17 protein-coding genes are annotated in these 24,376 nt (G+C 63.1%); 3 read left to right on the forward strand and 14 right to left on the reverse strand.

Translation table 11 applies throughout. From position 1 onward, the window contains the following. Positions 1 to 39 precede the first annotated feature (39 nt). From V6L75_RS10820 to V6L75_RS10860, 9 genes are all read right to left on the reverse strand, one after another. Complete coding sequence (locus tag V6L75_RS10820) at positions 40 to 978, reverse strand: restriction endonuclease (RefSeq protein ID WP_334251531.1); 939 nt, start codon at positions 976 to 978, stop codon at positions 40 to 42. 520 nt (positions 979 to 1,498) lie between these two features. After that, a complete protein-coding gene (locus V6L75_RS10825; RefSeq protein ID WP_334251532.1) occupies positions 1,499 to 2,812 on the reverse strand; it encodes a restriction endonuclease subunit S in 1,314 nt (437 codons plus the stop codon). Further along, positions 2,809 to 4,341: a class I SAM-dependent DNA methyltransferase gene (locus V6L75_RS10830; protein ID WP_334251533.1), complete on the reverse strand. Its 1,533-nt coding sequence runs from the start codon at positions 4,339 to 4,341 to the stop codon at positions 2,809 to 2,811. Before V6L75_RS10830 ends, V6L75_RS10825 begins: the two co-directional genes overlap by 4 nt. A gap of 74 nt (positions 4,342 to 4,415) precedes the next feature. Next, positions 4,416 to 7,817, reverse strand: coding sequence for a type I restriction-modification system endonuclease (gene hsdR, locus V6L75_RS10835; protein ID WP_334251534.1), 3,402 nt, complete (start codon positions 7,815 to 7,817; stop codon positions 4,416 to 4,418). An 82-nt stretch (positions 7,818 to 7,899) separates the two neighbouring features. Next, on the reverse strand, positions 7,900 to 8,700 hold the full coding sequence (locus tag V6L75_RS10840; protein ID WP_334251535.1) for a phosphodiesterase: 801 nt from the start codon (positions 8,698 to 8,700) through the stop codon (positions 7,900 to 7,902). 123 nt (positions 8,701 to 8,823) lie between these two features. Continuing rightward, the gene (locus V6L75_RS10845; protein ID WP_334251536.1) at positions 8,824 to 10,116 is read right to left on the reverse strand and encodes an ABC transporter substrate-binding protein; all 1,293 of its coding nucleotides are present in this window, start codon (positions 10,114 to 10,116) and stop codon (positions 8,824 to 8,826) included. A gap of 41 nt (positions 10,117 to 10,157) precedes the next feature. Next, positions 10,158 to 10,979 carry a carbohydrate ABC transporter permease gene (locus V6L75_RS10850; RefSeq protein ID WP_334251537.1) on the reverse strand — a complete coding sequence of 274 codons (822 nt, stop codon included), beginning with the start codon at positions 10,977 to 10,979 and terminating at the stop codon, positions 10,158 to 10,160. After that, complete coding sequence (locus tag V6L75_RS10855; RefSeq protein ID WP_425498760.1) at positions 10,979 to 11,845, reverse strand: carbohydrate ABC transporter permease; 867 nt, start codon at positions 11,843 to 11,845, stop codon at positions 10,979 to 10,981. The genes V6L75_RS10850 and V6L75_RS10855 overlap by 1 nt, the downstream gene beginning before the upstream one ends. A gap of 62 nt (positions 11,846 to 11,907) precedes the next feature. After that, entirely contained in the window at positions 11,908 to 13,053 is a 1,146-nt protein-coding gene (locus V6L75_RS10860) for an ABC transporter ATP-binding protein (RefSeq protein ID WP_334251539.1), read from the reverse strand. Between the two features lie 373 nt (positions 13,054 to 13,426). Here V6L75_RS10860 and V6L75_RS10865 point away from each other — a divergent pair, with 373 nt between their 5' ends. Genes V6L75_RS10865 through V6L75_RS10875 form a run of 3 tightly spaced genes read left to right on the forward strand, consistent with a single transcriptional unit; the run spans position 13,427 to position 18,368 of the window. Beyond that, positions 13,427 to 15,649 carry a caspase family protein gene (locus V6L75_RS10865; RefSeq protein WP_334251540.1) on the forward strand — a complete coding sequence of 741 codons (2,223 nt, stop codon included), beginning with the start codon at positions 13,427 to 13,429 and terminating at the stop codon, positions 15,647 to 15,649. Continuing rightward, positions 15,646 to 17,607, forward strand: coding sequence for an adenylate/guanylate cyclase domain-containing protein (locus V6L75_RS10870; RefSeq protein WP_334251541.1), 1,962 nt, complete (start codon positions 15,646 to 15,648; stop codon positions 17,605 to 17,607). The genes V6L75_RS10865 and V6L75_RS10870 overlap by 4 nt, the downstream gene beginning before the upstream one ends. 38 nt (positions 17,608 to 17,645) lie before the next feature. Then, complete coding sequence (locus tag V6L75_RS10875) at positions 17,646 to 18,368, forward strand: hypothetical protein (RefSeq protein ID WP_334251542.1); 723 nt, start codon at positions 17,646 to 17,648, stop codon at positions 18,366 to 18,368. Positions 18,369 to 18,401: 33 nt separating this feature from the next. Here the strand turns inward: V6L75_RS10875 and V6L75_RS10880 are convergent, their stop codons facing one another. The 5 genes from V6L75_RS10880 to V6L75_RS10900 form a co-directional block, all read right to left on the reverse strand. Beyond that, positions 18,402 to 19,532: a M20/M25/M40 family metallo-hydrolase gene (locus V6L75_RS10880; protein ID WP_334251543.1), complete on the reverse strand. Its 1,131-nt coding sequence runs from the start codon at positions 19,530 to 19,532 to the stop codon at positions 18,402 to 18,404. Between the two features lie 56 nt (positions 19,533 to 19,588). After that, the gene (locus tag V6L75_RS10885; protein WP_334251544.1) at positions 19,589 to 20,749 is read right to left on the reverse strand and encodes a M20 aminoacylase family protein; all 1,161 of its coding nucleotides are present in this window, start codon (positions 20,747 to 20,749) and stop codon (positions 19,589 to 19,591) included. A 90-nt stretch (positions 20,750 to 20,839) separates the two neighbouring features. Next, complete coding sequence (locus V6L75_RS10890) at positions 20,840 to 22,510, reverse strand: ABC transporter ATP-binding protein (RefSeq protein ID WP_334251545.1); 1,671 nt, start codon at positions 22,508 to 22,510, stop codon at positions 20,840 to 20,842. Positions 22,511 to 22,514: 4 nt separating this feature from the next. Then, a complete protein-coding gene (locus tag V6L75_RS10895; protein ID WP_334251546.1) occupies positions 22,515 to 23,402 on the reverse strand; it encodes an ABC transporter permease in 888 nt (295 codons plus the stop codon). After that, positions 23,402 to 24,343: an ABC transporter permease gene (locus V6L75_RS10900; RefSeq protein WP_334251547.1), complete on the reverse strand. Its 942-nt coding sequence runs from the start codon at positions 24,341 to 24,343 to the stop codon at positions 23,402 to 23,404. Before V6L75_RS10900 ends, V6L75_RS10895 begins: the two co-directional genes overlap by 1 nt. Positions 24,344 to 24,376 lie beyond the last annotated feature (33 nt).

The following is a 24,376-nucleotide window of genomic DNA, read 5'->3' on the forward strand; positions in this document are numbered from 1 at the left end:
GCCCCGCTCTCGATGTGTCAAACTCATCGAGTGCGGGTCTCATTCCTCCCCGAAGAAATCCTCATCCAGCCGCTTGAACTCGACCTTGCGGTATTCTCTGACGCCAACACCATGCTCGATCATCAGATCGGCCAGTTCCTGCCCGTCGATGAGGATCACCCGCTGGGCGAGATGGCGCACGTAGTCGCGTGCGGGCTCGCTGAAGCTGGAGGTCGTGACGAACACGCCCTTGGTGGCGCCAAGGCCAACGAGACTCCCGACGAAACCATTCACATCCGGGCGGCCAACTGGATTGCCGGGGGCGTAGCGCTTGGCCTGCACATAGATGCGGTCAAGACCGAGCCGGTCTTCGTTGACCACACCGTCCACGCCGCCATCGCCGGAGCGGCCAAGCTGGGCGGCGGCATCCTTGTGGCTGCCGCCATAGCCCATGGCCACCAGCAGATCGACGATGAGCTGCTCGAAAAAGGCCGGGCTGTTGGCGAGGATGCGCTGCAGCAACTCATCCCGGAGCTCTGCCATCATGGCCGCATGGGCCGCGTCGATCTGCTCTTCCGGTGTGGCCGGCGAAGCGGCAGCCTCAATAGCAACCGCCCCCGGCGTGCCCGCCGCGTCTTCCCCGCTGGTGCTGCCGCGCCCGCTCTCATAAAAGGCGCGGAATTCCGGCTCCTGCATCAGCATCGCCAGGGTGATCTGCTGCGGAGCGCCGGCCAGCAGCGCCCTGCCCTTGTCCGAGGCCACAAAGCGCCCCCGGCCCGGCGAGACGATCAGTCCGGCCTTGCTCATGTAGAATTTCGCCCAGTGAATGCGGTTGTGCAGCACCCGCTGACGCCCGCTCGGCAGCATCTCCTCCTGCTCCTGCGGCGTCAGCCCGAACTCACCGGCAATACGCCCGGCCGCATCCCCCACCCGCGTTTCACCTTCGGCAGCAAGACGCAGGACGGGCAGCATGAGAGTTTGGTAATCGGGGATGGTCATTGCGAAGTCAGACGCTCCTCAAAACGTTCCTATATCCGGCGCGGCTGGTGGCTGTATCAATGACCACCGGCTTTCTTAAATTCCTTTCGTAGCTCTCTTAGAGCTTTAAGGTCGTTGACAAAGCCAGAGCTCTCCTCTTTCGTCATGGTCGGGCTTGTCCCGGCCATCTGCAAGCCATTGATTTGGTTAGATCCTCGGCACAAGGCCGAGGATGACGATGGAGAGGCCGAAGGTTTGTCAGCAGTCTGGTAGCTCTCTTAGAGCTTTCTTAGAATGTTCACGCTTCGTCCGAAAGGCGCCATTCGGGCGCCGTCTTGGATCCCGCGTTATGGATCCGCCCCTTCATCCGTAAGCTGCTCAAAAGATTGCTTATTTTTGACTTCTTCTGATTTAAGCCGAGAGCGTCGCTGAGTTTACCCAAAAGGAGGTCATCAATTTCCTTTCTTGAAGCGCGTCCGAACGGCAGCTAAAGGCAGGCCGATGACGATGGGAAGCCGTGTGGCGAGGTCACACAGCGTTGTCATGCCTTTCTCCCCCGCCCCCGCTTCACCTTCGGTGCCGCTTCGCGTTCGGTGCGGACGCGGGCGAGGAGGGTTGCGGCGGGTTCGTCGTTTTCGTCCTGGGGGACCAGTTCGCCGCGGAAGGCCTTGGCCAGGACCGCCTCATCCAGCCGCCCCACCAGCGCCAGGGCCCGCTTCGCCTCTGCTGCCAGCCGGTCGATTTTAGCGAAGGCGGATTCGATGCGGCGGACGATTTCGTGTTGGACTTCAAGTGGCCACGTGGGGAGGACTAGGCTCGTGAAACGCTCCTGGGTGAGGTTCAGGCCGCTATCATTCCCTCCCGTTTTCATATCCTCAATTCGAGAAAGGAGCTCCGGGGAGTTCATCATGAACACAAAAAACTTAGGATCGCACAGATCCTTCAATCGAAGCCGATAGGCCTTGTCGCAAAGCATCAGCCTCGGCCTAGTTGTCTCCACGTAGCAGCAAACACCGCAGCGCACCCGAGGCCCAGCTCTAGTTATAAGCACGTCACCTTCTTCAATTACAAGATGTTCTCGCGGCAATAAATTGGTCGGCAAAACCTTGTTTTCGTTTGGCTGAAAAGAAAACGGCTGAATCGCGGTCGTTGTAATAACCGCCCATTGCTGGTCAGAACTGGCGGAGATTTTATCGCATTTCGGGCTCCATCCTTGGGCAAGTTCCGAAAGCATTTCTCGGACCTCAACGCGCGCCGTAGGAATAGAACGCTGCGATGTGACCAACTCCCCGCTGAACGCCTTGCTGAGCACGGCCTGCTTGTAGCGGGAGACGAGGGTTTCGATGCGGGTGAGTTCGGTGCGGGCGCGGGCGGATTTCGCGTTCAGCGCCTCCAGCTTGGCCACGATGCGCTTTTGCTCGGCCAGCGGTGGGAGTGGGACAGTGTGGTCGGTAATGTGCTCCTTCGAAAGACCTGGAATATCGCCACGTGCTTCGCGAATGACGGCATTGACAGTATTCGCAAGCGCTCTCATCACAAATGGATACAAAAGCTGCTTCGAGGGCTCATACGCGTAAACATCACGGCCAATCGCACACGCGACACCGGGAAACATTTTCCCTACGCCTGCTCCTTTAACGGTAATGAAAATGCAGCCTTCAGGCACTGTGCGTTTAGGCGTAGTTGTCCACTTGTTAAGCTCGATTTCGGACCCTGTCCACTGTTCTGGCCCTGTCACGTAAGGTGTGCCACGTCCCTCACCATTCACGTCAGAGGCAGTTGAACTTTGCCCGCAATAGACTTCGCCAATTGCTCCGAGATCTGTAGTAGCCCACCCCTTCGGCAACCCGCTCATTCCACCACCTCCGGCAGATCGCCGCCGAGTTCGGCGGAGAGGGACTCGATTTCCAGCATGGCGGCCTGCAGGTGGCCGAGGATGGCGGCGGCGATGTCGTCGGGCTCGGTGAGGCCGTCTTCCGCCTCTTCCTCCGCCTCACGCAGCCAGGAGATGTCGAGATTGTCACCGCGTGCGGCAATGTCTTCGCGGGTGAACATGCGCCAGCGGCCGGCCTCGCCCTCGTCCGGGCCGCGCTCCGCACCATGGGGGCTGGTGCCGAAGGCTTTCTCAAATCCTTCGAAATGACTTTCCGTCAGCGGTGTGGTCTTGCCGAATTTCGGCATCTGCGCCCGCAGGTCATAGATCCAGACGGCTTTCGTGTTGCCGGTCTCGCTCTTGCCCCGGGTCAGGAAGATGACATTGGTCTTCACCCCTTGGGCATAGAAGATGCCGGTGGGCAGGCGCAGGATGGTGTGCAGGTCGCACCAGTCCATCATCATCTGCCGCAGTGCCTTGCCGCGCCCATCCTCGAACAGCACATTGTCCGGCACGACGATGGCCGCCCGCCCGCCGGGCTGCAGCGCACGAATGCAATGTTCCACAAAGGGCAGCTGATAGGAGGAGACGGTGGCCGTGACCGTCAGGTCATCACGCGTCGGTGCCCCGCCCGCCGGGCCGAAGGGCGGGTTGGTGAGGATGAGGTTTGCCCGGCCCAGCTTCGTGCCCTTGTCCGACAGGGTGTCGCCCAGATGCACATGCTCGCTGTCGATATCATGCAGGTAAAGGTTCATCAGCAGCAGGCGCAGGGTGCCCGGCACGTTTTCCATGCCACGGATCGCCTGCCGCTTCTGCCAGGCGGCCTTTTCGCCGAGGTCGAAATAGTCATCCGTGCGGGCGCGCATGTAGCGGTCTGCCGCGATGAGGAAACCGCCGGTGCCTGCTGCCGGGTCCTGGATCACCTCCCCCGGCTGCGGCTGCATGAGGCGGACCAGAAGCTCGATCAGCACACGCGGGGTGAAATACTGCCCGGCACCGCGCTTCGTCTCTTCCGCATTCTTCTGCAGCAGGCCCTCGTAAAGATCACCGAACTGGTCGCGCTCGTCCGAGAACCAGTCCAGCTCGTCAATGGCGGTGACAAGGGTGGCAAGGTTCTGCGGCTCGCGGATGAAGGTGGAGGCGCTGTCAAAGATCTCCTGCACCATCTCCGGCAGCGGCCGCGCATCGGCATAGCGCTTGCGCTCTTCCGGCGTGGCATTGTCCGCAGGCACGGGCACCAGCTCGTCATCACGCCCCAGCCGGGTGCTGGAAGTGCCGAGGGTGACCAGAAGCTTGCGGTAGTGCTCCAGCTGCTTCAGCCCGCCTGCCTGCACCAGATCCGCCCAGCGCATGCCCTTTGGCAGACTGCCCGTCTCGCGGTTGCGCTCGGCCATCATCTTCAGGAACAGCAGATAGGTCAGCTCCGTGACATATTGCTGATAGGTGATGCCGTCCTTGCGCAGCACGGTGCAAAGGCGCCAGAGTTTCTGGACGATGGCATTGGCGTTCATGACAGGCTTTCCGGTTCGCTTGGCGGGTGTGTGTTTGTAGCGGGCGGCGGGCGCGGGTCAACAGGCTCTCCGCCTCACGCGGCAGAAGGTCCCCATATGGCTTCGTTGAAGGCGTGCAGAACCTCATCCAGTGCGCCGTCAAACTCCTGCGAGATGTGCTGGAAACCGCCCTTGTCGGCAAAGTTGTCCTGATCCAGCATCACCGGATCGGCCACGGGCCTGTCCTTCAAGGCACGGCCAATCCGCTGCAACCATTTCTTCTGCTTTGCCGTCCAGCTGCGCGAGGCCTCGATCCTGCGGATGGCATTCTCCACGCGGGTGGCATAGGGAACCAGCGGATCGCCCAGCGCGGCCTGCCGCACAAAGCCGATGATATGGGCGGCGATATCGGCATTGCGCGCCCGGCCATAGGCGGCCCGCAGCATGCTTTCGGAGTAGTTTTGCTCGTCCAGCAGCCCCGCCAGTTCGGACAGCTCCTTGCGGGTCAGGTCACGCGGGCGCTGGGTCACGGCGATCAGCGCCGGAACCTGGTTCATGTTCTCCCGCACGAAACGCTCGAAGCCGGTGATGTAATCTTCCGGCGTGGTGTTGCGCCCGAAGATTTCCTCGATGCGCAGCAGCTCGTCTTCATGGGTGGAGATGAGCATCCCCTCCCCCTGCACCACCGGCCGCCGCTCCAGCAGCGATATGGCGTGCGGGTGGGTGTCGAGCCAGTCCTGCAGCGCCCTGCCGGAGAGGCTTGCCAGATGCTGCAGCAAGGTATCCGGGCTCTCCCCCGTCACCCGCTCGAAGCTCTCCTGCGTTTCCCCGTCCATGCGCTTGATGCGCGCCCGCATGCGCACGATCACCTGGCCCGCAACCCAGTTGCGGTCTTCTTCCGTGGGCGCGTTCTCAAGGTCAGCCAGGAGCTGGTCCAGCGAAACATCCGGCTTTACGGCCACGGGCCGCATATCCGATGTTTCCTGCAGCTCAGCATAGAGATCGACCGCATCGAAAATGCGGAAATGCTCCTTGCCGATATTAGGGCAAAGCCGTGTCGCCCGGCCGATCATCTGGTCATAGAGAATGCGGCTTTTCACCCGGCGCACGAAGACCAGATTGCAGATCGAGGGCACATCCACACCGGTGGTCAACAGGTCCACGGTCACCACGTATTTCGGCTGAGGATCGTTCTTGAACTTCAGGATCTTTTCCTCAACCCGTTCAACCTTTCCGGTGATCTTGGCGACCATGCCGTGCGGAATGGCATCCCTGCCGTATTCCTCCTGCAGCTCCTCCACCAGAAGCCGCTCGATATCATCGGCGTGGCTGTCACGGGCCGCAAAAATCAGCGTCTTGCCCGGCCTGGACGGAGGAATCTCGGTTGCGATGGCCCGGCAGACTATCCGGTTGAACGCTTCGGAGTGGACCCGCCTGTTGAAGTCGGCCAGATCATAGTCATGTTCCACATCATCGGGCAGCTCGAACAGGTCGATCTGCCCCGTGCGGCGGTCAATGATCTCCACCTCCTCGCCGCCCTCGAAGTGGATACCCGCCTCGGCCAGCGCTGTTGTGATGCGCCGGGGCGGCAGATAATCGATCAGATAGCCCTCAACGACGGCCTGCCGGTAGCCATAATGGAACACCGGATGGCCGAAGATCTCGTAGGTGTGCAGCGCAGCCGTTGCCGTCAGCGCCACTTTCACCGCATCGAAATGGTCAAGGATCTGCCGGTAGGCGGACTGGTAGTCATCAATGTTGCGGAAGCCGGCTTCACTCTCGCTCATCTCCGCATCCAGCGTGTAGCCACGATGGGCCTCATCCACGATGATGCAGTCAAAGGTGCCGGGCGACAGGCGCCTTGCCGGGTCTGGCTCGTTGAGAATACGGGCAATCATCGACTGCACGGTCGCCACCTGTACCCGGTCCTCATCTGCCGGCTGGCGCGTCTCAAGGCCTGACACCTTGTAGATCTGCGAAAAGTTGAGCATGCCGTCGATTTCAGTGGTGTCGAGGGCATCACTCGTCTGCTTGCCAAGCGTCTTGCGGTCAACAAGGAAGAGGATACGGCGGAAGCGGCTGTGCTTCAAAAGCCGGTACATCAGCGCAATGGCCGTGCGTGTCTTTCCGGTGCCCGTCGCCATGGAGATGAGGATCTCGCGCTGCCCCCGGGCAATCGCCTCCTCCACTGCAGAAATCGCCTTCTCCTGATAGGGCCGCAACCGCCCATGGCCGAAACTGTCTTCGGCAAGCCCGAGCGCAGCGGCGTCCACATCCATACGCAGCTTTTCAAGGAGATCCTTCGGCGTAAACCAGCTTGGCATGGCCTGCGGATGGTTGGTCTGCCGCCGCACGTCCCTGTACCAGATGCCCGATCCAGCCAGCCACTGGCGCAAGAACGGTCGGCCATTGGTGGCAAAGACAAACGGCACCCGGAAAGGCTCGTCGATGCCATACTGCCACGGATCATCCCCAGGCAGCATTTCAGGGCTCAGCCGAATATGGCGGGCATAACGCTCGGCCTGAGACAGGGCAGACTGCACATTCACGGCCTCCCGCTTGGCTTCGATCACGCCCAGGCAGGTCAGGCCGCAAAACAGCGCATAGTCGGCAGAGCCGCTTTCTGTGGGCCATTCGGCGATGGCAAGATTGCGCCCCTCTTCCGGCCTTGTGCCCTTCGAATAACGCAAGGACGTGGAATCGGCTTCCCATCCGGCATCCGACAGCTGCACATCAATCAGCTGGCGGGTCTGGCGTTCGTCCAGTTCCAGCCTGTTTGCCGCCTCCATGCCCGCCTGGCGGAATGCCAGAAGCGTTGCCTGCGGCTGGGCGGCAGCATCTGACTGCAGTTCCTTGAGCCTCAGAGCCAAAGCCGCCTGATTGGCTTCGAGCTCCATTGCTGTCTGTTCCCAGACAGAACTCTCTTCTGCAGCCTGCCGGGCCATCTCCTGCGCTGCAAGGCGGGCTCTTTCCAGCTCCTCAGCGGACGCATGGGCCGCAGCCAGTTTCGCCTCAGCCTCCTGCACCTGCTGGCGCAAGGCCGCCAGCTCGGCCAGAGTGGCAGAGTCAATGTCTCTTGACACACGCGGCGGCACGAAGGGGCCAGTATTGAACCCAGAATCCCTCCCGCAGGTTCTTCGGAACCACACGCCCAGCGCATGACAGAACCGCAGCGCAGAAAGAGCATCGGAAGACGAACCACCTATACCGTGGGCAGCCTCGTTGCCGGCCTTTCTGACTGCATGGAAAATGCCGGCAACATCCCTCGGCAATATCTGTTCGGCGGCAAGCCGGCGGATCAGGTCCACCTGCGTCTCCCGCGCGGCCGGATCATAAAACCCTGCTCGCGCAGCAATCTCCTTGGCCAAAAACTCACCGAACTGGCGGCTTTTGATCAGGGACGTATTTGCATCATCTGCAAAGAAACGTTCAGCCAGCACCCCAAGACGGTGAAGTTCCGGACTGATATCCTTCAGATGTCCAAAATTTGCAGACACTGCCAATCTTGCTCCCTGCCTAGCGCATTGACTTCAATACGATATCAGGAGTTGTGCGATCAAGCAGCAATCATTTCCCCCCTCACGGCCCCTCGCACAGCGCTGCCCGGCTTGTTGCCACTTGCGATGTCTCGGCGGTGTAGGCGCGCAGGCCGTGGGCGTCGAGGAGGAGGATGCGGTAGGTGGGGTTGCCGCCGGTCCACCAGGGGCATGGGTCGGCGAGGTCAGTGATGAAGCGGTGGCCGGTTGCCTGACCGGAGCTGTAGGCGATGCCGTTGGCTGCCGTGCCTGCCATGGGGATATGGATGTGGCCGAAGACGATGTGGCGCACGCCGCCCGGATGAGCGCCGAGGCGCTGCATCAGCGCACCGTCATCATGCAGGCCGATATTTTCGAAATGGCCGATGCCGCAGTCAAACGGCGGATGATGGATGAAGACGGTGACGGGCACATCCCCTGCCCCGGCCAGCGCTTCATCGAGAAAGGCCATGCGGTCCGGACCGTAAAGCCCGCCGATCATGCCCGCTTCATGGGTGTCCAGAAACAGCAGGCGGCCATGGTCCGTATCCTTGAAGGACTGGACGAAGCCCTGCCCGTCCACCGGATGCTCCGGGAAGGCGTCGCGGAATTCCGGGCGGCGGTCGTGGTTGCCGATCAAAAGGCGCAGCTCGAAGGGCACGGGCGCTAGAATATCGCGGAGCAGCGCATAAGCTTCCGGATCGCCGTGATTGCACAGGTCACCGGTGATGACCATCAAGTCCGCATCCCCATGACGGGCAAGAATGTCCTCGACGGCAAGGCGCAGCTGGCGCTCCGGATCGACGCCGTTCACCACAGCGCCGGGGGGCATCAGATGGGTGTCGGTGAGCTGGATGATTTTCATGGAAACGATCCTGAAAGGGTATGCAAGGGGCAAGAAAAGGCTGCGGGAAGCAGGCCCCCGCAGCCTCAACGGTCAATTGGCTGAGCCCGGCTGCCGCAAGAGGCAGACAGCCGGGGGAAAGCATTACTTCATCAAGGCGTTGGTCTGTTCAACCACCTGCTTCAGGCCGTCTTCCGGCGTCAGCTCGCCGCGCATGACGGCGCCGATGATGTCGCGCTGGGTGCGCCAGATACGGACGGAATCGCCGCCCGGATAACCGGCCCAGGGCATGGAACGGTCGGCCTGCAGGGAAGCGGTCTTCACGTTCGGCTTCTCGGCATAGTAAGGGGCGAGATAGTCCGGGCCGGTGGCCAGTTTGTTGGTCGGCAGATAGCCGGTGATGCGCACGATGGTGTTCTGCGCCTGCGGGCCGGTGATCCACTTCAGATACTTCCAGGCCGCATCCTGCTTGGCGTTGTCCTGCGTCAGGATCACGGCAGAGTTGCCGCCCGTCGGCACGCCGCCGGTGTCCTTGTTGTCCAGCGGGAAGGTGGCGGTCTTCAGCGTGAAGCGGTCACCCACCAGGCCTTCGATGGTCTGCACGTGGGCGGGCGTGGAGAAGATGAAGCCAGTGAGGCCTGCACCGAACTGCTGGCGCGACTGGTCCCAGTCCAGGAGGTTCTGGCCGCCTTCAGTGACGAAACGGCGGGTCAGCTTCAGGGCGTTGAGGCCAATTTCGTTGTCGAAGGCAACGGTCTTGGTTTCCGCATCAACCAGACGGCCGCCCTGCTGGAAGATCAGCGCCTGCCACAGCCAGTCATCCGGCCAGCCGTTGATGTCATAGCCCATGCCGGCAATCTTGGGGTCAAGGGCATGGATCTTCGCGGCCAGTTCGATCAGGCCCTCGAAGGTGGTGGGCATCTTGTCCGGGTCGCCACCCGCCTTCTTCACCAGATCCGCGTTGATATACATGATCGGCGAGGAGGCGTTGACCGGCAGGCCGTACTGCTTGCCATCGATCTGACCGAGAGCGGCCATCTTCGGGCTGTAGTTGGCATCCAGGAACGCCTGACCGCCTTCGGCTTCGATGAAGGGCGACAGATCGGTGATCTGGTTGCGCGGGGCAAGCGTGTGAACGAGTTCCGCCGTCAGGTTATAGCCGGAGAAATAGACATCCGGCAGGTTGCCCGTCACGGCAGCGCGCAGCACCTGCTGCTGGCCTTCGTTGTAGCCGGCGGCGGGGGCAAGGAAGTTGATCTTGATGTCCGGGTTGTTCTTCATGAACTCATCGGCCAGCGGCTGATGGAACTTGGTGAAGCCCGGCAGGTTGTAGAGCACGTCCAGCGTGATCTGATCGGCGAAGGCAGGCTTTCCAAGCCCGGCCATGGCAAGGCCGAGGGCAAGACCGCCAATGGCGGTGCGGCGGGTGATCTTCATGACAGTCTCCGGATGCGGTTGGGAGGAGGAGAAAGGCCGGGTCATTTGACACCGGTCATGGTGATGCCCGCGATGAAATGGCGGCGGGCAAGGAGGAAGCACAGCACCATGGGTGCGGTGATGAGAGTGGCACCGGCCATCAACGCGCCATAGTTGGCGCCCGTCTCCGCATCGGCGAAGAACAGCATGCCGAGCGGCGGAGGGGCGAGATTGACGTCCGTGACGACGATCATCGGCCAGTAGAGGTCATTCCAGTGGGCGACCACGGAAAAGACCGAGAAGGCGGCAAGCGAGGGCAGCGAGCCGCGGAGCACCAGACCCCAGCAGATTTCCATCTCCGAAAAGCCATCCATGCGGGCGGCCTCGATGATTTCGTCCGGATAGCTGCGGAAAGACTGATGAAACAGGAAGATGGCGAAGACCGACAGGAAGAACGGCAGCATCATCGCCACATAGGTGTTGAGCATCTTGGTCCAGGCGAGCCCGACGAACAGCGGCAGGGCCAGCGCCTGCATGGGCACGCAGAGCGCCGCAATGACGAGGCCAAGCAGCAGGCGGCGGCCCGGAAAGCGAAGCTTGGCCAGCGCATAGGCCGCAGGCACGGCCGTCAGGATCTGCACGATCAGGATACCGCCGCAGACGATGGCGCCATTCAGCATGAAGCGCGCCATGGGCACCTGGCTGGCGGCGCGGGAATAGTTCTCCGCCCCGTCGAACTGGTCCGGAAATGGCCAGAGCGAGACATTGAATATCTCCGCAGGCGGGCGGATGGAGGTCAGCAGCATCCAGTAGAACGGCAGCAGCATGAAGGCTGCGCCAAGGGCCAGAACCAGATGCGGGGCAAGGCGGCGAAGGGCGGCCATCAGTAATGCACCTTCCGGTCCATGTGCACCGTCTGCCCGATGGACAGCACCAGCACGATTGCAAGGAAGATCAGCGTCAGCGCGGCGGCGTAGCCCGTGTTGGAATATTCGAAGCCTTCGAGATAGAGCGCGAAGAGCAGCGTCTCGGAGCCGAAGCGCCCCTTGGTCAGCACGGCCACCGTCTCGAACACCTTGAAGGCGGAGATGGAGGTGGTGACCACGACGAAGAGCGTGGTCGGGCCAAGCATCGGCCAGGTGACCGTCAGGAACCGGTCCATCGGCGAGCGGGCGCCGTCCAGCCTTGCGGCCTCGTAAAGGTCCTGCGGAATGGCTGTGAGACCGGCCAGAAACAGCACCATGTTGAAGCCCAGCACCTGCCAGATGCCGATGATCGCCATGGAAGGGATCAGGAGAGCCGGATCGGAGAGGAAGGAGACAGGCTCAAAGCCCAGCCACTTGATGGCGGCATTCACCGGGCCGATGGAAGGGTGCAGCAGGAACTGCCAGACAGTGGCCATGGCGACGAGCGTGGCCGTGACGGGCAGGAAATAGGCGACTTCCCAGAAGCTGCGGCTGCGCTTTCGGGCATTGACCAGCAGCGCCGCGCCAAGCCCAAGACCAACGCCGAAGGGAATGACCAGGGCCGCATAAAGCACTGTATTCCACAGTGCCCGCATGAACACAGGATCGGAGAAGGCCTGCGCGAAGTTATCAAGGCCAATGAAACGGAAGGACAGCGCGCCGAGCTGATAATCGGTGACGGAAAACCCGGCAAGGATGATGACGGGCAGAATGTAGATGCCAAGCAGCAGCAGGCTGGCGGGCGCGGCAAACATCAGCCCCCGCGTCATCATGCGCCGCTCCATGCGCGAACGGTGGCGCGGCAGGGGCGCGGCCTCTCCGCTCTCAAGGCCGAGGCTGGTCACGCTCATGCAGCCGCCCTCCCCGCAGTTGCGGCTTCCCGGCGCAGGCCATCGGCGCCGAAGACATGCAACCGCTCAGGTGAAAATGCGAGGTTCAGCGTGCCTTCCGGCGAGACAGACAGAGGCTCGGCGGCAGACTGGCGGAAGGTCAGGATGAGATCGTCATGGCCAGCAAGCGCGCAGCTGACATAGCGGTCTGCCCCGTGCATTTCAGCGCGCAGAACGCGCACGGCAAGCCCCTCGGAGGCAGGTGCCAGATCTTCGGGCCGCAGGCCGATGGTGGCGGTTTCGGCCCCTTGTGCGGCGACCTGTACGCCCAGATCCAGCCCCAGCGCATGCACACGGCCTTCAGCGTTGATTTCGGCTGGTAGAAGGTTGATCGCCGGCATGCCGATGAAGCGGGCGACGGTCAGCGTCGCCGGACGGCGGTAGAGTTCGTCCGGCGTGCCCAGCTGTTCGATCCGCCCTTCCGACATCAGCGCGATGCGGTCCGACATGGTCATGGCTTCGATCTGGTCATGGGTCACATAGATGAAGGTCGCCCCCAGCCGCCGGTGCAAGGCAGCCAGTTCCTCGCGCATATGGGCGCGCAGCTTGGCGTCGAGGTTCGACAGCGGCTCATCCATCAGGAAGGCGGCCGGAGAGCGCACCAGCGCCCGGGCAAGCGCCACACGCTGGCGCTGACCACCGGAAAGCTGGGCGGGCTTGCGGTCCAGCAGATGACCGATCTGCAGGGTTTCGGCCGCGTCCTCGACAGCGGCAGAAATTCCGGCGAGCTTTGCCCTGGGCGCCATCAGCCCCCCCACCAGCGGCAGGCGGGCGGAAGCGGGCAGACGGCGCATCCGCAAGGGGGTGGCAATGTTCTGCCGCACGCTCATGTGCGGATAAAGCGCGTAGGACTGAAACACCATGGCAAGGTTGCGGCTGCTCGGGTCCATGCCGGTCACATCCGAGCCGCCGATCGTGACCTTGCCCTGATCCGGCGTTTCCAGCCCGGCGATGACCCGCAGCAGCGTGGATTTGCCACAGCCGGAGGAGCCGACCAGCGAGAGAAATTCACCCGGGCGGATAGACAGATCAATGCCCTTGAGCACGCTTTCGCTGCCAAAGGTCTTGCGGATTCCGGAAAGTTCGACTGCTTGCGGCGACATCCTGCGCTCCTTGTTCAGGGGCGCATATGCAAGTCTCCGTATGACAGATTGACGAAGCCTTGCTGACCTTTTGATGACTTAAGCAAATTTAAGCAGGGATCTTATCCTTGTGTAAGCAGGAGTGATCATGAATATAAGCCAACCTTATATCTCCACTCACCTTGGATTGCTTGCTTAGTCGGCGAAAAAACCATCGATCATTTCCACTCAATTGACAGCGGGAACCCGCAAGGGCGTGACAGGCAACACAGCGGAAGAGGCAATTTGCAGTAAGCTATCTTCCCGCAGGTTGCTTTCACCGCGTGCTGGGGATTATCCAGAGCGTCAGAAGCACGGACACCATTTCGAACGCCGGCACGGGCAAGGACAAGGCATGACACAGGCTGACAGCGCGTTGCAGAAGATGGCCGAAGCCCCTCGCAGGGCCGCCCTTGCAATGTTGGGGACCGCCCTGCTCTGTCTCATGCTGCTGGTCGCGATGGTTCCGGCACGTGCGGAGGGCACGGCTAGCCGCCTCGCGCTGGTGATCGGCAATGCCGCCTATGACAGCGCTGCCCTGCCTGCCCTGAAGAACCCGGCCAATGATGCGGCGCTGATTTCGGGCAGCCTCAAGGCCGCGGGTTTTGACGTGACGCTGGTGATGGACGCGGACCTGCGCGCCATGAAGGCTGCCGTGCGCGACTTCACCGCAAGGCTCAAGGCCGCCCCCTCCGGCACGCTGGCGGCGGTCTATTACTCCGGCCACGGCTTTGCAGCCGGCGGGCGCAATTATCTGGCCCCGCTTGGTGCGGACCTGCGCGAGGAAGTGGATGCGGAGTTCGAGGCGCTGCCGGTGGACTGGGTTCTGGCGGCGGTGGAAGAAGCCCATGACGGGCCGAACATCATCATTCTCGATGCCTGCCGAAACACGGCGCTGAGCCGGTCGGCAGGCGGCAGCGCAGGAGGGCTGACACTGCTGACGGGCACACCGCGCGGCAGTTTCATTTCCTTTGCAACGGCACCCGGCAGCACGGCAACCGATGGCGAGGGGCTCAACAGCCCCTATTCGGCAGCCATCGCACGGGAAATCCTGGTGCCGGGCGCCAGCATCGAAACCGTGTTCAAGCGGGTGCGGCAGGATGTGGTGACGGCGACGGATGGGGCACAGGTGCCCTGGGACCATTCGTCCCTCACCACCGACATCATCCTGACGCCTGCTGCAGACAGCGGGCAAGCTGAGGGTGCCAGTCCTGCCCCTGCGGCCACCGCCGAGGCGCTGCAGCAGGAACTGGTGTTCTGGAACGGGGTGAAGGACAGCCGCACCGCCGCCGACTATGAAGCCTATCTGGAGCGCTTTCCCGCTGGCGCCTTTGCCGAACTGGCGCGCATGCGCCTTGCCAGCCTGCCTGCGGCGGATACCGGGCAGATCGAACAGCTTTTTGCTGCCCTGCAAAGCCGCTCGCTGCTAGTGGAAAATCCGCAGCGCCCGCATGAGTTCTATGCCAATGCGCGCCTGCGGGAGCTGAAGGGCGACTATCCGGGCGCAAGGGCCGATTACCTGAAGTTCTTTGCCTTCGGCGAGCCGCAGATCGATCCTCACTTACGCTTTCAGGCGGTGCTGAAGGTGCAGGAGGGACGCGCCGGAGCGCGGGAGGTCTACCGCTCCCTGTCGGCCGGGCGGCGCGATCCGGCAACGCTGTTTGCTGCGATCCTGCTGGAAGAACGGGACGAGCGGGTGCGCCGTCTGGACAGCTTCATCGAGGCCTATCCAGACTTCGGCCCTGCCCTCTACGAACTCAGCCTTGATTATTCGCAGAGCCGCCTCGGCCAGCAATCGCTGGCCGACAAGACGAAGGAGAAGGACCTGCTGAGCAGGTTCGTTCAGGCGGCGGATGAAGGCAAGGTGCTGCGCTACTTCATCGACCAGCAGATGGCCGCCAGCTGGCTGGAGGATGCCCGCAGCCGCCTTGCCGCACTTTCGGCGATGAGCGATGCGGCCATGTCCAATCCGCTGCAGCTTTCCGCCACACGCAGCAATCAGGGCTGGCTGATGACACTCTCCATCGCCGACAGGGCACGGGAAATTTTCGTGCGCCTGCCGGGCGGGGAGTTCCGTTCCACTGGCGTCATGAGCGGGGCGATGGACCCGGCGACCGGTCAGCCCCTGCCCTATCCCGGCTTCGAGCTGCCGGGCTCGGCGGCGGCCATGGACATCGAGGTGCAATATACCAATCTGCGCGGCGAGACGCAGGGGCCCTATACGCTGCGTTTCGATCCGGATACGGCGCTGATTGCAGGACAGAAGGACATTCTGGAGCGTTTCTGGAACAGCTGGGTTTCCTTCGGCGGCACCGGTGACAGGCTCGCCTATTTCACCCATCTGATCAGCTACCGCTGTGCCTTGTCCAGCGTGCGCTACGGCATCAACAAGGATGAGCCGGATACCGCTTTCGAAACAGGCCCCTGTGACCCGGACAATCCTCATGCCGTGCCCAGCTCCGGGCCGGGGTCGGATGTCTATATGAAGGTGCCGCGCAGCACGTCCTACATCACCGTGCAACTGACCTACAAGGACGGCAGCCGCTCGGACGTGCGCCGCTTCGACGTGCCCAGATGACCATGGGCCGGGCCAGCAAACCCGCACTTGCGGGGCCCTTGCAGCGGCGGCTGGCACCGGTTCTGGCTGCCTGCCTTGCGCTGCTGCTGGTCCTGCCCGTTGCGACGCGGCTGGAGCCGCGCCTTGGCGATGTGATCCTGTTTGCAGGAGGCGGCACTCCGGCGGAACGGCGCGAGGATATCGTCATCCTCACCATCACCGAGGAAACCCTGGCCGCCTTCCCCTACCGCTCGCCCATCGACCGTGGCTTTCTCGCCGCCCTGATCCGCCGCATCAGCGCCGCCGGCCCCAAGTCCATCGGCATCGACATTCTGTTCGATGGCCCAAGCGACCCGGTGAAGGATGCCGATCTGCTGGCCGCTATCGACGAGGCGCCAAGCCCCGTGATCCTGGCCGTTGCCAGCGACCTAAACGACCTGACACCGCAGCAGAGGCTTTATCTAGGGCATTCCGTCAGCGGGCGCGGCCATGGCTCCATCGTGCTGCAGCGGGACGATGCGGACGGCATCGTGCGGCACCTGCCTTTCCCAAAGGACCGGGACGGCGCCCCCATAATGACCTTCACGGCAGCGCTTGCCGCCGAAGCAGCCGGCACGCCGCCGCCCCACGGGCGCATTCTCTATCAGGCGCCGCAAGGCGATGGCCTCACCGCCTTTCCGCAGTACCCCGCCCACACCGCGGCCCTGTTGCCGGATGAATGGCTTGCCGGGAAATACGTGCTGATCGGCACCGACCTGCCGCATCTTGACCAGCACCCGGCCCCCATGGTTTCACTGGCCGGTTCCGAGGATGGCACCGTGCCGGGCATTGCCATCCATGCGCATATTCTGGCGCAGGTGCTGGAAGGCCGCAGCCTGCCTGCCCTGCCGCTGGAGGCAGGCCTGCTGCTGGCCGCTCTTGCCGCCGTGCTGACTGTCACGGGCTTCACCCTGACGCCGAAGCCCGGCCAGTTCTTCCTCGTTCTCTCCCTCACCTCGCTCGCATGCCTTGCCATTTCCGCGCTGCTGCTGCGCCTGCAGATCCTGCAAGTGCCGGTGCTGACCTTACCGGCCGCGGCCATCACTTCTGCGCTGCTGCTGGCGCTGTTCCGCTGGCGCATCGACAGGTCGGAGCGCGCCTTTCTCAACACCGCCTTCTCCCGCTATGTCAGCCCGCAAGTCGTGCAACGGCTCACGTCGGGCAGGCTGAGCCTCGCGCTTGGCGGGGAAAAGCGTGAAGTCACCTATGTGTTCACGGATCTGGAGGGCTTCACCACCCTGTCTGAGCAGCTGACGGCAGATCAGGTCGCCACCATCCTGAACCGGTACCTTGACCGCATGTGCGATCTCTTCGTCAGCCACGGCGCCACCATCGACAAGCTGATCGGCGATGCGGTGGTCGGCTTCTTCGGTGCGCCTGAGGATGACCCGGAGCAAAGTCTCAAGGCGGTCAAGCTGGCACTGGCGGTGGATGCCTTCTGTGAGGGCTTCCGCAAGGACATGGCGGCGGAGGGCATTCCACTTGGCGTCACCCGCATCGGCATGCACAGGGGTGAGGCTGTCGTCGGTAATTTTGGCGGTAGCCGGTTTTTCGATTATACAAGCATTGGCGACACGGTGAACACCGCCGCCCGCCTTGAAGGCGCCAACAAGTATCTGGGCACGCGGATCTGTGTCAGCGCCGCAGCCGCGGCCCATGCTCCGGGCTTTCGTTACCGCCCCATCGGCGATCTGGTGGTCAAGGGGCGCGCCGAACCCTTGCCTTGCGTCGAGCCTATGAGCGAAACAGAGGCTGGCGCAGACTGGCTGGCTGCGTATGAATCTGCCTTTGTCTTGCTGCATCAGGGCGATACAGAGGCGGCGCGGCAGGGATTTGAGGCGGTTCTGCGCCTTCGTGCGGATGACGGCCCCTCACGGCTCCATCTGGCGCGCCTCGGGCAAGGTGAAACAGGTACGCAGATCGTTCTGGGTGGCAAATAGGCCTAGCCCGGTTGAGCAAAAGCAGCATGAGGTTCGGCATGTTCCGGCAAGTGATGATGGCAACCGCTCTGATGGCGGCAAACGTGGCCCCGGCGCTCGCGGAGATGATTGTGGTTGCAGCCAGCGGGGATGCCGCATTCCATCCCGGCGACCGGATTGCGGAGGGTACAAGCCTGCAATTGCCAGAAGGGGCAAGGCTTACCTTTCTTTTCAAGTCCGGTGAAATGAAGGTGATCAGCGGCCCCTTCGAAGGGAACATAGCCGGGGATACACCCGCCGCCGCACCGATCAGCACCTGGGAGACGATCAAGAGCTTTCTCGGCGCTGCCGAACAAAAGTCCGAAGTTCTGGGCGCCTCACGCAAGGCAGACAGCAGCCTGCCGGAACAGCCGGGCATATGGCTCGTCAGCATCGACAGCTCCGGCAAGCGTTGCGCCCGCAAGGATCAGCTGACCTTCTGGCGGCGGGATACAGATGACGCACTGACCATCGCCTTGCGCAGCGAAGCAGCGCGGGCTTCAGACCTGACATGGCCGGCCGGCAGCCATACCCTCTCCGCTCCCGCATCCTTCGCCGCTACCGAAGGGCCCTTGGCCTTTTCTGCCGGATCAAACTTGCGCAAGTTCGACATCAAGGTGCTGCCGCAGGATCTGGAAGGAGCCGCGCCAGGGGCCGTGCTTGGCTGGCTGCTCGACAGCGGTTGCACGCGCCAGGCCTCGGCGCTCATTTCCCGCGTCCACGCGGGAGAGCCACTGGAATAAGGCGAGGGCTTTTGGCCCCCGCCTTCGCATGCTTCAGCTGAGCCGCAGGAACAGACCGGCGCAGAGCTTGGCACGCTCAGGGAGGCTGTCGATCAGGATATGCTCGTTGAGCGTATGCAGCCCGGCGCCTCGCACTCCGATGGAGTCCAGCGTCGGAATGCCGAGAGCGCCGGTGAAGTTGCCATCCGACCCGCCGCCCGCACTGGCATGGCTCATCTCAAAGCCCACTTCTGCGGCCAGTTCCCTGCCGACTTCATAAAGCGCCAGCGTGCCTGCATCCGGCTCCCACACGGGCCGGGTGACGCCGCGTGTCACCTCGATGATCACGTCGCCGCTGTCATCATTGAGCGCCAACATCCGCTCCACGCCCGCATCAAGGTCCGCCTGCCGCTTGGCCATGGACAGCACCTGCCCCTCGCAGAGGGACGAAACGCAGTTGACCCACTCACCGCCCCGGACGATGCCGACGCTGAAGGTGCAGTCCTCGCCTGTCATCGCCTCGATTTCCAGCACCTTGCGGGCCATGGCGGCAATCGCCGAGCGCCCGTCCTTCAGCGCCCAGCCCGCATGGCTGGGGCGGCCAATGGTGCGCAGGTTGAAGCGGGCGATGGCGTAGCGGCCCGTGACGCAGCCGCCATCCTCCCGCGCCGGTTCAGGCACCAGCACATAGCGGTTGCGCAGGGCCTCCATCTCGATGAGATCGCGCGTCGAAGGCGTGCCCACTTCCTCATCGGGGGTAAAGAGCACGGTCACCGGCAGCGGTGTGGTAAGCCCGGCGCGGATGATCTGGCGCAGGGCTTCGACGGCCACGTAATTGCCGCCCTTCATGTCCTGAATACCCGGCCCGTAAGCACGGTTGCCCTCGATGCGGAACGGCAGCTTTTCCAGCGTGCCGACGGGATGCACCGTATCCATGTGGCCGCTGACGAGAATGCCCGGCTTGCCCTTGTCCGGATGCGGCAGGCGGGCGCGCAGTGACCCGCCAAAGCCCATCCGCCCCGGAATGCGCTCGATATCCGCACCAAGCGCTGCCAGCTCATAGGCGGCGAGATCCATCATCCGGTTGAGGGCAGCCGCGTCATGGGTGGGGCTTTCGCATTCCACCCAGGGGCGCAGGCCCTTGATCATTTCATTGCTGTCGAAAGGTAATTCCGTGAAACGCATGGCCTGCTCCCGGCGGATCTGCGTGAAGGGATGAGGTTGAGGATCAGACAGCCAGCTCAGGCCGCCAGCCGCCGCTCGGCGATGCGGGCATAGATGCTGGCGCCGACCGGCAGGATGGCGTCATCCAGCACGAAACCCGGATTGTGCACCGGCACGCCGCCGCTGTGGCCAACGGTGCAGTAAGCCCCCGGCACGGCCAGCAGCATGTCGGCGAAGTCCTCGCTGGCCGGCACCAGATCCACCTGATCGGTGACGAGATCACCGCCGACAATTTCGGCTGCCGCTTCCAGATAGGCTGCACTCAGGGATGGATCATTGCGCAGCACCGAGAACACGGGCCGCAGTTCCGGCGTGATGGTGACATCGAAGCTGGTGGCATAACCGGCGCAGAAGGCCTCGATCCGCTCATGAATGAGATCGCGCACGCCATCGTCGAAGTAGCGGATCGTGCCGGAGATGACCGCCTGATCGGGAATGACGTTATAGGCCGTGCCGGAGTGGATCTGCGTCACCGACAGCACCGCCGGCTGCACCGGCTCCACATTGCGGCTGACGATGCTTTGCAGGTTCTGCACCAGCGAGGTGGCAACGATGATCGGGTCCTTCGAATGATGCGGTGCCGCGCCGTGGCTGCCGCGGCCCTGAATGGTGATGTCGAAGAAGGTGGAACCGGCCATGGCAACGCCGGGGCGCACCGCCACCCGGTTCGGCTGGGCAAGCGGGTTGTTGTGCATGCCATAGACTTCATCGCAAGGGAACCGGTCGAACAGCCCGTCCGCCAGCATGGCCCTTGCGCCGCCCAGCCCCTCTTCGGCCGGCTGGAAGATGAAGACAACGGTTCCGGCAAAGTCCCGGGTCTCGGAGAGATAGCGCGCCGCGCCCAGCAGCATGGTGGTGTGGCCATCATGGCCGCAGCCGTGGAACTTGCCTGGATGGGTAGAGCGGAAGGGCAGATTGGTGTGCTCGTCCATGGGCAGCGCATCCATATCGGCACGCAGGCCAATGGTCCGCCCTTCGCCCTTTGCCCCTTTCAGCACGCCGACAACGCCGGTCTGGCCGATGCCCCGGTGCACCTCAAGGCCCCACTCCTCCAAAAGGCTGGCGACAATGCCGGATGTGCGCTGTTCCTCGAAGCCGATTTCCGGGTGGGCATGGAAGTCATGGCGCAGGGCCGTCAGCTCCTTGGCATAACCGGCGATTTTCTCGATGACGGGCATGGGGCAGTCCTCTGACAGATGAAATGAAACGGAAAGGGAAGAAGCAGCCGGGGCGGCTGCGGATGCCCCGGCTGCGGCGGACGCTGGGCCTCAGGAGGCCAGCGTCAGCTCACGGAAGTTGGCAAAATCCCAGTTGCGGCCAGGCGCGGCCTCAATGAGGGAACGGGTGTAGGGATGTTTCGGATGGGCCAGAACTTCGCCCGCAGGCCCATGCTCCACCACCCTGCCCTTCTGCATCACCAGCACATCGTCACAGATCTGCGCCGCGACCCGCAGGTCATGCGTGATGAACAGGATGGCAATGCCGAGCTTGGCCTGCAGATCCTCCAGAAGCTTCAGCACCTGATCCTGCACCGACACGTCCAGTGCCGAGACGGCCTCGTCCGCCACCAGCACATCCGGCTCCATGGCGATGGCCCGGGCAATGGCGATGCGCTGGCGCTGGCCGCCGGAGAACTGGTGCGGATAGCGGTCCACTGCATCGGCCGGAAGACCGACAAGCGCCATCAGCTCGCGGGCGCGAGCCATGGCCGCCTCCTTGTCCTGACCAAGGTTCAGTGGCCCCTCGATCAGCGAGCGCCCTACCGTCCAGCGCGGGTTGAGCGAACGGAACGGGTCCTGAAACACGATCTGGATATGCTTGCGGTGCGGGCGCAGCTGCGCGCGCGGCATGCTTGCGATTTCAAGCCCGGCCACCTTGATGCCGCCGCCGGTGGGATCAATGAGCCGCATGACGCAGCGCGCCACGGTGGACTTGCCCGAGCCGCTTTCCCCGACGATGCCGAGCGTGCGGCCCGGCGCGATGGTGAAGGCCACATCCTGCGCCGCCCGGGTTGGCTCCCGGTTGAGCAGCCAGCCGGAGGTGCCATAGACCTTGGCAAGGTTCGAGACTTCCAGCACCGGCGGCTTGTCCTCCACCGCGGCACGCGGCGGCCGCGGTGTCAGGCTGGGCACGGCCTTCAGCAGGCGCCGGGTATAGTCGTTCTGAGGATTGCGCAGAAGCTCCGCGACCGGCGCATTCTCCACCATCTCGCCATGCTTCATCACCTGCACCGTGTCGGCAATCTCGGCCACCACACCCATATCATGCGTAATGAACAGAACAGCCGTGCCGTGTTTTTCCTGCAGTTCCGAGATCAGTGAGAGGATCTGCTTCTGGGTGGTCACATCCAGCGCGGTGGTCGGCTCGTCGGCGATGAGCAGCTGCGGCTCCAGGATCAGCGCCATGGCAATCATGATGCGCTGGCGCTGGCCGCCGGAGAGCTGGTGCGGATAGGACCGGTAGATCCGCTCCACATCCGGCAGGTGCACCTGCTCCATGATGGCCAGCACGCGCTTGCGCTTTTCGGCTGCCGGCAGCTTGGTGTGGGTGTCGAGCACTTCCTCGATCTGCTGCCCCACTCTCATGACCGGATTGAGCGCAGTCATCGGCTCCTGAAACACCATGGAGAGATTGCGGGCGCGCATGTCGCGCATCTGCTGCGGCGAGAGTTGCAGAAGGTCGGTGTCCCCTAGCAGGATGCGCCCGCCCGTCACCTCCAGCGCGTTCTTCGGCAGAAGCCCCATGGTGGCAAGCGACGTGACGGACTTGCCCGAGCCGCTTTCCCCCACAAGGCAGACGGTTTCGCCCGCCCGGATGGTCAGGGACACACGGTCAAGGATGGGCCGGAACTCCGGTGCAGCCGTGGGAATGCGGACGGTGAGGTTGTCGATGGTGAGAACCGCCGGAGCGCCCTCGAAGGATCTGGACTTGAAGATCACAGGCTCAGCCCTCCCTCTTGCGCAGGCGCGGATCCAGGAGATCGCGGGCCGTGTCGCCAAGCAGGTTGATGGACAGGATGCACAGGGACAGCATCAGCCCCGGCCAGAAGATCAGCGAGGGCTTGAGCTGAAAGTGCATCCGCCCCTCCGCCATGATGTTGCCCCAGGTGGGAATTTCCGTGCTGACGCCCGCGCCCAGGAAGGAGAGGATCGCTTCCGTGAGGATGGCCGAGGCGCAGATATAGGTGGCCTGCACGGTCAGCGGCGCCAGCGTGTTGGGCATCAGGTGCTGCCGCAGGATCTTCGGCATGGAAGACCCCAGCGCCACCGCCGCCTCCACATAGGGCTCCTCGCGCACGGACAGCACGACGGAGCGCACCAGCCGCACCACGCGAGGGATTTCCGGAATGGTGATGGCGGCAATCACCGACCAGAGGCTCGGGCCGTTGAGGGCGACCAGCGCAATCGCCAGCAGGATCGACGGGATCGCCATCAGACTGTCCATGATCCGCATGATGATCGCGTCCGCCAGCCGGAAGAAGCCGGAGACAAGGCCGATGGCAAGGCCAATGAGAACGCTTGTCACCGCAGCGCCAATGCCGATGAACAGCGACACGCGTCCGCCCATCATGACGCGGGAGAAGAGATCCCGGCCATAGGCATCGGTGCCCAGCAGATTGGTTTCCGAAGGGCCCTTCAGCCGGTTGAGCGCATTGATCGCCAGCGGATCGTGAGGGATGTAGAGCGGAGCCAGCGCTACGGCGATGGCGATGATGGCGAGCACGATGGCCGCCACCATCGGCCCGCCGCCAAGCTTGCGAACCTTCACCGGCAGGGACAAGAGGCGCAGGACTGGCTGCAGCCGGGATACGGGGTCTGAAGAAGCTGACATCAATACCGGATCCTCGGGTCAAGAAAGCTGTAGGCCACGTCGATCATCAGATTGATGAGAACGTAGACGGCACTTGTCAGAAGGATCATCGCCTGGATGACCGGATAGTCACGGGCCAGGATCGCATCGACGGTGAGCCGGCCGATGCCGGGGATGTTGAAGACGCTTTCCGTCACCACCACGCCGGAAATGAGCAGCGCAAAGCCGGTGCCGATGATGGTCAGGATCGGCACCGAGGCGTTGCGCAGGGCGTGGCGGAACAGCACCGCCTTCTCCATCAGCCCCTTGGCCCGGGCGGTGCGGATGAAGTCCTCGCCCAGCACTTCCAGCATGCTGGCGCGCGTCATGCGGGCGATGAGCGCAATGTAGATCGTCGCCAGCGTCAGGCAGGGCAGGATGGCACGGGCCAGGAACTTGCCGAAGTCCTGCGATGGTGCCGCGTAGCCCTGCACCGGCAGCCAGCGCAGCTGCAGCGAGAACACCTGAATGAAGAGATAGCCGATGACGAAAACCGGAATGGAAAAGCCCAGCACCGAGAAGGCCATCACCGCATAATCCGTCCAGGTGCGGTGCCGCCAGGCGGCCAGCACACCCATGGGCACGGCGATGAGCACGGCCAGAGTGATGGTCATGACGGCGATGTTGATCGTCGGCCAGATACGCTGGCCAATCAATTCCGTGACCGGAACATTGGAAATGAGTGAAATGCCGAGATCGCCATCGGCAAGGCGCCCGGCCCAGGTAACGAACTGGGTGAGAAGCGGTTCGTTGAGGCCCAGCGAGGTGCGGATCTTCTCCAGCTGCTCGGGCGTTGCCGCGTCACCGGCAAGGATCGCTGCCGGATCGCCAGGTGTCAGGCGCAGCAGCAGAAAGACGAATATGGCGACGCACAACACGACCGGAATGACGGCCAGGATGCGCCGGAAGATGTAACCGATCATCGGCGGATGCTCCCTTCCCTTCAGGCGGTGCGA

The sequence above is a fragment of the Pannonibacter anstelovis genome (genome assembly GCF_036881715.1).
Classification (GTDB): domain Bacteria; phylum Pseudomonadota; class Alphaproteobacteria; order Rhizobiales; family Stappiaceae; genus Pannonibacter; species Pannonibacter anstelovis.